This is a genomic window from Amycolatopsis sp. H20-H5 (assembly GCF_035828755.1).
Taxonomy (GTDB): Bacteria; Actinomycetota; Actinomycetes; order Mycobacteriales; family Pseudonocardiaceae; genus Amycolatopsis.
This window is the reverse complement of sequence record NZ_JAYMZS010000190.1, coordinates 1-11,747: the sequence shown is the minus strand read 5'-3', so window position 1 is coordinate 11,747 and position 11,747 is coordinate 1. Positions and strand designations below refer to the sequence as shown.

Sequence of the window (11,747 nt, the reverse complement as noted above, 5' to 3'; positions counted from 1 at the left end):
GATCCCGAGCCGCGTGCAGGCCAGGCCGCGTTCGGCGAGCCCGGCGTGGAACCGTTCCCCCAGGGACTTCGCCATGAACGCGGCCGCGTCCACCCGTTCGAGCGGCGGGTCGAAGGACTTGCCTGCCGACAGCTCCGGCGGCGGCCGCCGCCGTGACGGCGGCCGCTCGGACCGGCCACTCGCCAGCCGGTGCGCGAACACCCCGGCACTGCCGAACCTGGTCGCCACGTCCCGTTCGGTGAGCGCGGCGAAGGCCCCGAGAGTGCGCAAGCCCAGCCTTTTGAGCAGGTCGACCAGCTCCGTCCGCTCCGCGCCGGACTGGTCGAGCTCCTCGATCGGGAGCGGGGCGAGGAACTCCGCACCCCCGCCACGCTCGGCGAGTACCGAGCGGCGCGCGGCCAGTGTCGCGGCGAAGAGCCCGTCCGACACCCCGACCTGGCACTCCACCCCGGCCGCGGCGGACACCTGGTCGACCAGCTTCTCCAGCAGCTCGTGCTCACCGCCGAAGTAACCCGCGGCGCCGGAAATCGGCACCGCGACCAGCCCGGGACGCACCACCTCGACGCCGACGACCAGCTCCTCGACCGCCATCGCCACGGCCTCGAAGAACCGGGCGTCCCTGGCCTCGTCCTCGCCGAACACCGCGAGCTCCGGGCAGCGGGACTGCGCGTCCCGCCGCCGCATCCGCCGCTGGACCCCGTGTGCCCTGGCGCTCGCGGAACAGGCGACCACCCTGTTCGCGGAGAAGACCGCGGCCGGTCGCGGCACGGGCACCCCGGCACCGGCCGCGGCCGCCACCACGGGCCAGTCCGGGCACCACAGCACCAGCATGCGGCTGGGCACGGGACTCGTCATCCGGCTGCCTCCTCGCGTGCGAGGACCACGAGCTCTCCCGCGGGGGCCCGCTCCGAAAGCACCGGAGCCCCCGAAGAACCCGGCAGCAGCAACTCCGCCGACATCGGCCTGGCCGCCGAACCCCTTCCCCGGGCTCGGACGACCACCTGCCTCGTCCGCAGGTGACCGGCACCTTCGCTCAGCCCGCTCCAGCGGCCGCCACGGCAGTCGAGTTCCACCTCGGCGCCCGGCCACGGACCGAGCGACAGCAGCACGGCGCCCCTGTTCCTGGCCCGCGCGGACAGCCTCCTGGCCACTTGGGGATGCGCCGCGCCGACGCCGACCACGACGAGATCCATCCCGTCGAGCAGGGCGGCTGTCACCGCGGGGAACTCCGCCCCCGGCCGGGGGACCAGCGCGAGCCTGGCCACCTCGACCCCAAGCTCCGCGGCGGCGGCGAGCCCCAGCGTGGGGACGCCCACCACGGCCGCCCACGAACCGGCGGCGGTGGCCTCGGCGAGGAGGGCGAGCAGGAGCGAGGTCGAGCCGTGTACCGCGACGGTGCTCCCGCGCCGGAGCCCCGTGGCGGGCAGCAGGCCGGACAACGCCGGCGAAACCGGGAGCACCCCTCCCGTCACCTTGGCGTGCTCGGCCGCGGACGCCACCCCGCTGGCCGTGCTCACCCCTGGCAAAGCCGCCAGCTTTGCCAGAGGTGCAGCCCGCATGTCAGCCAGCACAGCCGTCATCGACCACTCACCTCCCCACCGCGACACGGCCGCCAGCACCCGCACGAGGCAGGGGCGGAACGGCACCGGATCACCGCGGGGAAGGCGGCTTCAGCCCATCCAACAACATGTCGAACACCTGTTCGACATGTCCAGTACACCGCTTCCGCGAGCGGTTGTCAAGTCAGCCAGCCGCCCCAACCGGGTCGAAGCTTTCCCTTACACACCAACAAACCCTCAGGTGAGCGCGCCACGGTTTCAAGTCCCTGAAGGCCACCATGACGGCGTTAGACGCCGTCATGGTGGCCTTCAGGGACAGCCGAATCAGAGGGTGAGGGGCAGCTCGAAGGCCTCGAAGACTCGCGCGTCCTGGAAGACGACGTTGTGCGAGATCCCCGCGGGCGTGACGGTGAACACCTGGAGGGTGTGCAGCCGCTGGACGCCCTCGTCGTCGCGGCAATACGCGGCGACGCCCGGCTGGGTGTTGGCGGCGACCGGGACCATCCGCCAGTCGCCGCCGCGCAGGGCGAAGATCCGGGCGAGGAAGCGTCCGTAGTCGACCTTCCCGAGGTACCAGAGCGGGACGGGCGGCATCTCGAGGACGGCGTCCTCGGTCAGCAGGGAGACCAGGCCGTCGACGTCGGCGGCCTCGAACGACCGGATATAGCGCGCCACGATCTCCTTGACCGCCTCGTCGGCCGGTTCCGCGATCCGGCTCTCCACCGGGGTCGCGCCGGACAGTCCCGCCCTGGCCCGCTGCAGCGCGCTGTTCACCGAAGCCGTCGAGCTGTCCAGCAGCCCGGCGACCTCGGCGGCGCTGAACTCGAGGACGTCACGCAGGATGAGGACCGCGCGCTGCTTCGGCGGCAGCACCTGCATCGCGGCGATCAGCGCGAGCCGCAGGCTCCCCTGCTGTACGACCCGCGACGCGGGATCGTCCAGCCGCGCGTCGGGGAACGGCTGCAGCCACGGCACCTCGAACGACGGCACGAGCGGGGCGTCCGGGTCGTCACTCGGACCGCCCAGCCCGGACGGGAGCGGGCGGCGGGCCCGGCTCTCCAACGCCGTCAGGCAGACGTTCGTCGCGATCTTGTAGAGCCACGTGCGCACCGAGGCCCGCTTCTCGTCGTACCGGTCCCACGCCCGCCACGCCCGCAGCATCGTGTCCTGGACCAGGTCCTCGGCCTCGTGGATCGAACCGAGCAGCCGGTAACAGTGGACGACGAGCTCACGCCGGTGGGGTGCGGTGGACGTCTCGAAGTCCTGGGCAGGCACGGTCCTCCTCGACGAAAAGTGCGCTCAGCGCGCGGGCGCGTTGGCGTAAGCGGCCACGAGCCACCGCTCATCCTGCCTGGCCAGCACCCAGGTAGCCAGCACCTCACGCTCGGCCGGGTACCCCTTCTCCCCGGCCATCACGACGACGGACTTGCTGACGACGATCGCCGAATCCCCGAGCACGCGGACGCTCTGGACCTCGTCGATCGCGTGTGAGCCCTTGAGCGGTCCGGCGAACGCGCCGGCCAGATAACCGTGCATCGCGGACCGGCCCCGGTGGAACACCCCGGGCGTCACGACGGTGGCGTCAGCGACGTACAGCGCGGCGAAGGCGTCGGCGTCGTTGGCCGCCCAAGCCGCGTAGGCCTGCTGAAGCACGTCGAGCACGGCGGTCTCGTCAGTGGCCGGGGCGGTGGTGGAGTCGATGAGGGTCATCTCGGCTGTCCTTCCGGAGGGGTTGCTGACAGCGGGGTATACCGCCGCCCCGCCCCGAACTCATCGGTCCGCGCGAAATCCCCTGACCCCTGACCTGCGCCCCCCGATCCTTAGCCACGCTCAGCGCTACAGTTAGCCCGCTAAACGCAGGTCAGGGCACTGGAGGGGACCACGGACGGAACCGTCGCCGGGAAGGCCAGCCGGGAAGACGCGTCACGCGGCGGAGCGGCCAGGGCACCTGGCACGACGAGCTCGCCGACGCCCTGCTCAGGCCCACCGGCGACTACGTTTAGCCCGCTAAACGCAGGTCAGCGGGCTAACCGTGTCAGTGCGCGAAGTGGCGGGTGCCGGTGAGGTAGAGGGTCACGCCTGCCGACTCGGCCGCGGCGATCACCTCGGGGTCGCGCACCGAGCCACCCGGCTGGACGACGGCGCGGACACCGGCGTCGATCAGCACCTGGAGCCCGTCCGCGAACGGGAAGAAGGCGTCCGACGCCGCGACGGCGCCCTTCGCCCGGTCTCCCGCACGCGTGACCGCGAGCCGCGAGGAGTCCACCCGGTTCACCTGGCCCATGCCCGCGCCGACCGTGGCCAGCTCGTTCACCAGCAGGATCGCGTTCGACTTCACCGCGCGCACCGCACGCCACGCGAACTCGAGGTCGGCCAGCATCTGCTCATCGGCGGGCGTGCCGGTCGCGAGCTCCCAGTTCTCCGGGCTGTCGCCGGGCGCGGAGATCGTGTCGACCGTCTGCACCAGCATCCCGCCGGAGATCGGCCGGAACTCGATCGGGTCCGGGTTCTCGATCTCGGGCAGCCTGAGCAGCCGGATGTTCTTCTTGCGCCGCAGGATCTCCAGCGCCTCTTCGTCGAACTCCGGCGCCAGCACGACCTCGGTGAACACCTCGGCGATCTGCTCGGCGGCCTCGCGGCTGACCGGCCGGTTCGTCGCGATCACCCCGCCGAACGCGGACACCGGGTCGCACGCGTGGGCCTTGCGGTGCGCCTCGGCGATGTCGATGCCGACGGCGATGCCGCACGGGTTCGCGTGCTTGATGATCGCCACCGCGGGCGCGTCGAAGTCGTAGGCGGCGCGGCGCGCGGCGTCGGTGTCGACGTAGTTGTTGTACGACATGGCCTTGCCGTGCAGCTGCTCGGCGTGCGCGAGGCCGTGGCGCCAGTGCTTGTACAGCGCGGCCTGCTGGTGCGGGTTCTCGCCGTAGCGCAGGACGTCCGAGCGCTCCCAGGTCGCGCCAGTGAACTCGGGAAAGCCCGAGTCGTCGGCCGGCGCGTAGGAGTTGGCGAACCAGGCCGCGACCGCGGTGTCGTACGCGGCGGTGTGCGCGTACGCCTGCGCCGCGAGCCGCTTGCGGTCGTCGAGGTCGAAACCGCCGCCGGCGACCTGCTCCAGCACCCACGAGTACCGGTCCGGGTCGACGACCACGGCCACCCAGCTGTGGTTCTTCGCGGCCGCGCGCACCATCGCCGGGCCGCCGATGTCGATGTTCTCGACGCAGTCCTCGGGGCTCGCACCCGACGCGACCGTCTGCCGGAACGGGTACAGGTTCACCACGAGCAGGTCGAACGGCTCGATCTCGAGCTGCTTGAGCTGCGCCACGTGCTCGGGCCGGTCCAGGTCGGCGAGCAGCCCGGCGTGCACCCGCGGGTGCAGCGTCTTGACGCGCCCGTCGAGCGACTCGGGGAAGCCCGTGACCTCCTCGACCGGCGTCACCGGCACACCCGCGTTGGCGATCACCTTCGCGGTGCCACCGGTCGACACGATCTCGACCCCGGCCGCGTGCAGCCCGGTCGCGAGCTCAAGCAGGCCCGCCTTGTCGGAGACGCCGATCAGCGCGCGCCGGACAGGACGCCGGACGGGATGCTGTCCCTGCTCAGTGCTCACGAAAACCTCACCTTTCGTCCTTCGAGGGTGCAGCCACCGCGGCCGAGTTTCTCGATCGTTTCCACCAGGAGCCTGCGTTCCACGGCCTTGATCCGCTCGTGCAGGACGTTTTCGTCATCATCGGTCTCCACGACCACCGCCTCCTGGGCGATGATCGGACCGGTGTCCACCCCCGCGTCCGCGAAGTGCACTGTCGACCCGGTGACCTTCACGCCGAGCGCGAGCGCGTCGGCGACGGCGTGCATCCCGGGGAACGACGGCAGCAGCGCGGGGTGGGTGTTCACCACCCTGTTCTCGAAGCGGCCGAGGAAGTCCGGCCCGAGGATCTTCATGAACCCGGCGGACACGACCAAGTCCGGCTCATACGCCGCGACCGCCGCGGTCAGCGCCTTGTCCCAGGCCGCGCGATCGGGGTGGTCCGCGACCCGGACCGTGAACGACGGGATCGACACGTGCTCGGCGCGGTCGAGGGCTTCGATGCCGGTGCGATCGGCGCCGACGGCGACCACCTTCGCCGGATACCCCGGCGACGCGGTGGCGTCGAGCAGCGCCTGCAGCAGCGTGCCCGAACCGGACGCGAGCACGACAACCTTCACCGGGGTGGACAGGTCCAACCGACTAGCCAGAACGGGCTCCTTGCACGGCTGCGCGCACTCGGGCGCGCGGCGCTTCACCAGGTCACGCCAACCCTAACGGTCGGCCTCGGGCCCGCCGTCGCCGCCAGACTCCTCCGTGGAGTCCGTCACAGCCTCCGCCTGCTCAGGAGCCGATTCGACGCTGTCCTCGTCGACTTCCGGAGCCTCAGCCTCGGCAAGCTCGTCGACGGCCTCGGGTTCTTCGGGCTCGTCGCCGAGTTCGAGCGCGAGTTCGGCCTCAGCCTCGGCGTCGAGTTCGGCGTCTTCCGCGGTTTCGCCGTCTTCGGCGACCGCTTCAGCGTCGGCCTCTTCGGTCTCGTCGGCTGCTTCGGCACCCTCAGCGCCTTCAGCGTCCTCAGCACTCTCAGCGCCTTTAAGGTATTCGAGCTCGCCCGGGGCCTTGGCCGGTTCGTGCGGCCCGGCGAAGAACGCTACGAACGCGCCCGGGATGACGATCCAGCAGAACGAGACCACCGAGGCCACCCCGACCGGCACGCTCACCGGGTCGAACGGACCGTCGCCGAGCCGTCCGCCCGCCAGGGTCCCCAGCAGCACGCAGCCGAACCCGACCACCGCACCGGCCACCGCGACGGTCCGGATCCGCGCCCCCGGGTCCTCGTCGGCGTTGCGCAGGGTCCAACCGACCAGCGCCCCGGCCAGCGCGGGCAGCAGCATCAGCGCGGGCCACCACGAAGCGTGGCTCGCCGGGATCCCGGCGAGGATCGGCACGCCGGGCACCGCCCCGCCCCGGTAGGAGAACATGTCGACCGACAGCGGCCCGATCGAGAAGCCGGGACCGGTCGCGAACGACAGCGCGGCCACGACGGCGTTGGGCAGGTAGCCCAGCGAAAGCAGGAAGAGCCCGAAACTGCTGCCGAACGCTGGCTCGAACAGATCGTCCACAGTGGACGCCGACAGCGCGGTCGCCAGCGTGAACACGGCCGCACCGCACACCAGCAGGGCCGCCAGCCCGAGCGCGCCCGCGCGGACGCCGCGGATCGCGAGCGGGTCCAGCTGCTCCCGAACCACCGCGGGCAGCCCGCACCGCACCGCGATCCCGCACACCGCGGACAGCCCCGCGAGCACGCCGGGGACCACGAAACCGGCCAGCGGGCCCGCGACGAGCGGGCTCCCGGCCGACAGCAGGGCGATGGTCAGGCCGAACAGGGCGTGCGCGCCGGCGATCGCGGCGAGCACCGGGACGACCTGGCGCGGCGACTCGCAGCCGAGCCGCCGGGCGGCGGCCGCCGCGGTCCTGGCGACCAGCAGCACGGCGCCGAGGGTGGGCAGGAGCGGGAGCACCCCGAGCGGGTGCCCGCCGATCTCGAGCTGCACCTGGTGGACGGCCAGCCAGCCGGGACCGGCGGCGAGCAGCGTCCCGCCCGCGGAGAAAGCGGATCTGTCCGCGGTCAGGCCGACCACCGCGAGCAGGGTCGCCACCGCGGCGTACCCGGTGATCAGCGGGCCGAGCGCGGCGGCGAGCAACACTCGCACCCGCGTCGCCGAAGAGATCTCCGGGCGGGGCCGGGCGTCGCCCACCACCGGGTCGCCCTGGGGGCGTTCGGGTTCGGTGAGCAGCTCCATGATCGGCACCCTCGCATCCGCGCTGGGCCGTCCGGGTGAGCCACGCCGCCTTTCGGGTGACCGCGAGAGGCAACCCACCCGGTCGGGTAGCCCACGCGAAAAAAGCACCCGCTGTGACACGGAGAGTCACAGCGGGTGCTTTTTCTGGCGAAAATCCGGCTCTCGGTACCGCAACTCGTCGACGAGTCGTGGTCCTTGAGCCCGGGATCAGCTCGGCGAGTTGCCGCCGAAGCCGCCGGGCGGGGTGCCGGGGTTCTGCGAGCCGGGCTCGGCGGGCGGCTGCTGGAAGAACTGCCCCTGCTGAGGGGCGTAGGTCGTGGCCTGCTGCCCCGGCGGCGGGGTGGCGGGCGGCGCGTACTGGCCCGGCTGCTGGCCGTACGGCGACTGACCGCCCTGCTGGCCGAACGGGCCCGGCGGGTTCTGCGGACCCTGCTGGCCGTACTGCTGGCCGTACGGGTTCTGCGGCGCGGCCTTCGGCGGCGGCATCTTGAGCACACCGTGCTCGAACAGCAGTGCCGCGACCGCGACCAGCAGCTGCAGGAGGCCCAGGATCAGGATCACCACGACGATGCCGGGGGTGCTGCTCTGCTTCGGGATCCCGATGACGGTGTCGAGCGCGAGCAGCCCGCCGAGCACGCTGAGCAGCGCGGCGAACGGGAGCGTCTTCGGGCCGCTGGGCAGCAGGGGCAGCGCCGCCAGCAGGCCACCGGCCAGCAGGAAGGTGGTGACCCAATCAGCGCCGCTCGCCTCGTCGGAGAAGCCGAGGAAGTACTGCACCACGCCGAGCACGGTCACGCCGAGGGCGAGCAGCATGCCGATGGGCGGCAGGCTCGACGGCGAAGCGGGCGCCGGGGGCCCCTGCTGGGGGAATCCGCCGGTGCCGGGCGCGGGCTGCTGGGGGTGCTGAGGGCCGCCCTGCTGGGGGTAGCCAGGCCCGCCGCTGGGGAAGGTCATCCGATGCTCTCCTGTCGTTGGACCGGCACCCGGGGCATGCGGCGACACCCGGGACGAACGAGGCCACTGTGCTGCCGGAACGCTAGCGCACACGCGACTACGCGCGGCCTCGGCCTGTCAGACGTCTCGTTCACCCGATCGGTTGCATTCAGTCTGGGATACCGACGTCTTGGATACACCAAGGGCCGGGCACCGAAACGGTGCCCGGCCCTTGGTGGCGGTGCGAAAAGAACTCAGCCGAGGCTGTTGTAGAGCTCACGGGCGAGAACAGCGGTCTCGCTCGGGGTCTTGCCGACCTTGACGCCGGCGGCCTCGAGGGCCTCCTGCTTCGCGGCCGCCGTGCCCGACGAGCCGGAGACGATGGCGCCGGCGTGGCCCATCGTCTTGCCCTCGGGCGCGGTGAAGCCCGCCACGTAGCCGACGACCGGCTTGGTGACGTTGGCCTTGATGTAGTCCGCGGCGCGCTCTTCGGCGTCGCCACCGATCTCACCGATCATCACGATGACCTTGGTCTCGGGGTCCGCCTCGAACGCCGCGAGGGCGTCGATGTGCGTGGTGCCGATGATGGGGTCGCCGCCGATGCCGACCGCGGTCGAGAAACCGATGTCGCGCAGCTCGTACATCATCTGGTAGGTCAGCGTGCCGGACTTCGACACGAGGCCGATGTGGCCGGGGCCGCTGATGTCCGCCGGGATGATGCCCGCGTTGGACTTGCCGGGGCTGATGACGCCGGGGCAGTTCGGCCCGATGATCTGGGTCTTGCCGCCCTTGGCGACCGCGTGCGCCCAGAAGTACGCCGCGTCGTGCACCGGGATGCCCTCGGTGATGACCACGGCGAGGCCGATCTCGGCGTCGATGGCCTCGATGACCGCGTCCTTGGCGAACTTCGGCGGCACGAAGATGACCGACACGTCCGCGCCGGTCTCCTTCATCGCCTCTTCGACGGTGCCGAAGACCGTGAGCTCCTTGCCCTCGATGGTGATCGTCTGGCCCGCCTTGCGGGCGTTGACGCCGCCCACGATGTTCGTGCCGGACTTGATCATCTTCGTGGCGTGCTTGGTGCCCTCGGAGCCGGTGATGCCCTGGACGATCACCTTGCTGTTTTCAGTCAGGAAGATCGACATGTTCACGCACCTGCCGCAGCGAGCTCGGCGGCCTTGTCGGCCGCGTTGTCCATTGTGTCCACCACGGTCACGAGCGGGTGGTTCGCGTCGGCGAGAATCTGGCGACCCTCGACGACGTTGTTGCCGTCGAGCCGGACGACGAGCGGCTTGGTGGCCTCGTCACCCAGGATCTTCAGCGCCTCGACGATGCCGGTGGCGACCGCGTCGCACGAGGTGATGCCGCCGAAGACGTTCACGAACACGCTCTTGACGTCGGTGTCGTTGAGGATGACGTCCAGCCCGGCCGCCATCACCTCGGCCGAAGCGCCGCCGCCGATGTCGAGGAAGTTGGCGGGCTTGACGCCGCCGTGCTTCTCGCCCGCGTACGCCACGACGTCCAAAGTGGACATCACGAGGCCCGCGCCGTTGCCGATGATGCCGACCTCGCCCTCGAGCTTGACGTAGTTGAGGTTCTTGGCCTTGGCCTTCGCCTCGAGCGGGTTCTCGGCCTGCTTGTCGACGAGCTCTTCGTGGTTCGGGTGCCTGAACGACGCGTTCTCGTCCAGGGTGACCTTGCCGTCGAGCGCGATGATCTTGTTCTGCGGGTCGCGGACCAGCGGGTTGACCTCGACGAGGGTGGCGTCCTCGGAGACGAAGGTCTCCCAGAGCTTCACCACGACGTCGGCGGCCTCGTCGACGACCTCGGCGGGGAAGTTGCCCGCCTTGAGGATCTCGACGGCCTTGGCCTTGTCGACACCGACGATCGCGTCGACCGGGATCTTCGCGAGGGCTTCGGGGCGCTCGACCGCCAGCTGCTCGATCTCGACACCACCCTCGGAGGACGCCATGGCGAGGAAGGTGCGGTTGGCCCGGTCCAGCAGGAAGGAGAAGTAGTACTCCTCCGAGATGTCGGAGGCTTCGGCGACCAGCACGCGGTGCACGATGTGACCCTTGATGTCGAGACCCAGGATGGCTTCCGCCTTCTCCTTGGCCTCGTCGGGCGTCTGGGCGAGCTTGACGCCGCCAGCCTTGCCGCGACCGCCGACCTTCACCTGCGCCTTGACGACGACCTGGGTGCCGATCTGCGCTGCGGCAGCTTTGGCTTCTTCCGCTGTGTTCGCCATGGCACCCGGCAGAACCGGTACACCATGGGCGGCGAAGAGATCCCTCGCCTGGTACTCGTAGAGGTCCACTACTCCAGTCTCCCTGACGACGACACGCCACTGTGTAAATCGACGCTGTGTTGGTTCATTGCCGAACCCACTCCTGCTGCCGGACGCAAATGAGGTTAGCGACCTGCGCCGGAGCTGGGCACTCCGCACCTGGTGAAGTCGGTCACCGTACGCGGTCAGACGGTCCTCGCGGAGTGTGAGCCCGCACACCGGAGAGCCATTCCGCCACCTGCGAGGCGGTTTCGAAGACGGTCTCGACCCCGTCCGGGGCCGATCCGAGCGCGAAGAGGTGAATACCGGGAAGCGCACCGGCGAGCCCGGCGAGCGACACCGTCTGTCCTTCGGCGACGACCACCCCGAGCACGTCCGGGTCCTCTTGGCCGGCCGTGGCGACGATCTGCTCGACGGTCGTCAACTGTCCTGTGTAGACGACCTCGACGCCGTCGTCGCGCAGTAACCTGCCCAACGCGGTGGCGTCGCCGACCGAGCCGTCCGCGCCCAGCTCGACGAGGACGACGCGCGGGACGGCGCGGATGCCGCTCATCCGGCGGTCCGCCGGGCGCCGGTGGCGGCCATGACGGCGGCGAGGAGCGAAGCGGCGACGGCCGCGAGGGAAAGCCAGAACCCGGCCGCCGCGGTGGCACCCGCGATCGACGAGCCGACCAAGGGCAACTCGGCCGCCCGCAGCGCCATCAGGAGCGCGACACCGGTCAGCGCGGCGGCCGACGGCACCGGCCGGGCGCGAACGGCCAGCGCGAGCGCGCCGAGCACGACCAGGATCGTGGCCAGCAGGCCCCAGGACGGGATGTCGAAGTTCGACCACAGTCCGGCCGGGACGTAGTCGGGCGCGGTGAACGTCGGCAGGCCGAACGCGACGATCGCGAGCACGCCCGCGGCCACGACCGGGGTGAGCACCGCACCGGACGCCCGGCTCTCGTCCTCGGCGTCTTCCCGCTCGACGACCCCGGCGACGACCGCCGCGAGCGCGGTGAGCGTCGCCAGCCCGAGCGCGATGAAGGTCGCGACCACGCCGGGGCCGATGTCGTAGTAGCCGGCGCTCGGGACGGCGCCACCCAGCCCGAACGTGATCGAAGCGGTGCGCACGACGTCGTTGGCGGTCGCCGCGGTAC

At 71.1% G+C, this 11,747-nt stretch carries 11 protein-coding genes and 1 pseudogene; all 12 read right to left on the bottom strand.

All coding sequences use genetic code 11. From position 1 onward, the window contains the following. Positions 1-831, bottom strand: an 831-nt coding sequence (locus tag QMK34_RS45240) for a DNA polymerase Y family protein (protein WP_326421054.1), incomplete at its 3' end; no start/stop codon positions are given. 20 nt (positions 832-851) lie between these two features. After that, positions 852-1,559: a hypothetical protein gene (locus QMK34_RS45235; protein ID WP_442785363.1), complete on the bottom strand. Its 708-nt coding sequence runs from the start codon at positions 1,557-1,559 to the stop codon at positions 852-854. A gap of 324 nt (positions 1,560-1,883) precedes the next feature. Continuing rightward, positions 1,884-2,834, bottom strand: a complete 951-nt coding sequence (locus tag QMK34_RS45230) for a sigma-70 family RNA polymerase sigma factor (protein WP_326421051.1) — start codon at positions 2,832-2,834, stop codon at positions 1,884-1,886. A 24-nt stretch (positions 2,835-2,858) separates the two neighbouring features. Continuing rightward, entirely contained in the window at positions 2,859-3,269 is a 411-nt protein-coding gene (locus QMK34_RS45225; RefSeq protein WP_326421049.1) for an SgcJ/EcaC family oxidoreductase, read from the bottom strand. A gap of 325 nt (positions 3,270-3,594) precedes the next feature. After that, positions 3,595-5,169 (bottom strand): bifunctional phosphoribosylaminoimidazolecarboxamide formyltransferase/IMP cyclohydrolase, encoded by a 1,575-nt coding sequence (gene purH / locus QMK34_RS45220; protein ID WP_326421048.1) that lies wholly within the window; start codon positions 5,167-5,169, stop codon positions 3,595-3,597. Further along, complete coding sequence (gene purN, locus QMK34_RS45215; RefSeq protein ID WP_326421046.1) at positions 5,166-5,783, bottom strand: phosphoribosylglycinamide formyltransferase; 618 nt, start codon at positions 5,781-5,783, stop codon at positions 5,166-5,168. The genes purH and purN overlap by 4 nt, the downstream gene beginning before the upstream one ends. A gap of 75 nt (positions 5,784-5,858) precedes the next feature. Beyond that, positions 5,859-7,388, bottom strand: a complete 1,530-nt coding sequence (locus tag QMK34_RS45210; protein WP_326421045.1) for a cell division protein PerM — start codon at positions 7,386-7,388, stop codon at positions 5,859-5,861. Positions 7,389-7,595: 207 nt separating this feature from the next. Next, positions 7,596-8,342 (bottom strand): DUF5336 domain-containing protein, encoded by a 747-nt coding sequence (locus QMK34_RS45205; protein WP_326421044.1) that lies wholly within the window; start codon positions 8,340-8,342, stop codon positions 7,596-7,598. A gap of 233 nt (positions 8,343-8,575) precedes the next feature. Beyond that, on the bottom strand, positions 8,576-9,466 hold the full coding sequence (gene sucD, locus QMK34_RS45200; protein ID WP_326421042.1) for a succinate--CoA ligase subunit alpha: 891 nt from the start codon (positions 9,464-9,466) through the stop codon (positions 8,576-8,578). A 2-nt stretch (positions 9,467-9,468) separates the two neighbouring features. After that, a complete protein-coding gene (gene sucC / locus QMK34_RS45195; RefSeq protein ID WP_326421041.1) occupies positions 9,469-10,638 on the bottom strand; it encodes an ADP-forming succinate--CoA ligase subunit beta in 1,170 nt (389 codons plus the stop codon). Between the two features lie 142 nt (positions 10,639-10,780). Beyond that, the gene (locus QMK34_RS45190; RefSeq protein ID WP_326421040.1) at positions 10,781-11,161 is read right to left on the bottom strand and encodes a hypothetical protein; all 381 of its coding nucleotides are present in this window, start codon (positions 11,159-11,161) and stop codon (positions 10,781-10,783) included. Next, positions 11,158-11,747 (bottom strand): annotated as a pseudogene (locus tag QMK34_RS45185) (hypothetical protein); the annotation flags it as partial. The gene QMK34_RS45190 and the pseudogene QMK34_RS45185, both read right to left, overlap by 4 nt.

Excerpts from the sequence above, each read along its gene's own strand:
- QMK34_RS45235 (WP_442785363.1), bottom strand. The coding sequence starts at position 1,559 with ATGCGGGCTGCACCTCTGGCAAAGCTGGCGGCTTTGCCAGGGGTGAGC.
- QMK34_RS45225 (WP_326421049.1), bottom strand. The coding sequence starts at position 3,269 with ATGACCCTCATCGACTCCACCACCGCCCCGGCCACTGACGAGACCGCC.
- QMK34_RS45210 (WP_326421045.1), bottom strand. The coding sequence starts at position 7,388 with ATGGAGCTGCTCACCGAACCCGAACGCCCCCAGGGCGACCCGGTGGTG.
- QMK34_RS45205 (WP_326421044.1), bottom strand. The coding sequence starts at position 8,342 with ATGACCTTCCCCAGCGGCGGGCCTGGCTACCCCCAGCAGGGCGGCCCT.
- sucD (WP_326421042.1), bottom strand. The coding sequence starts at position 9,466 with ATGTCGATCTTCCTGACTGAAAACAGCAAGGTGATCGTCCAGGGCATC.
- QMK34_RS45190 (WP_326421040.1), bottom strand. The coding sequence starts at position 11,161 with ATGAGCGGCATCCGCGCCGTCCCGCGCGTCGTCCTCGTCGAGCTGGGC.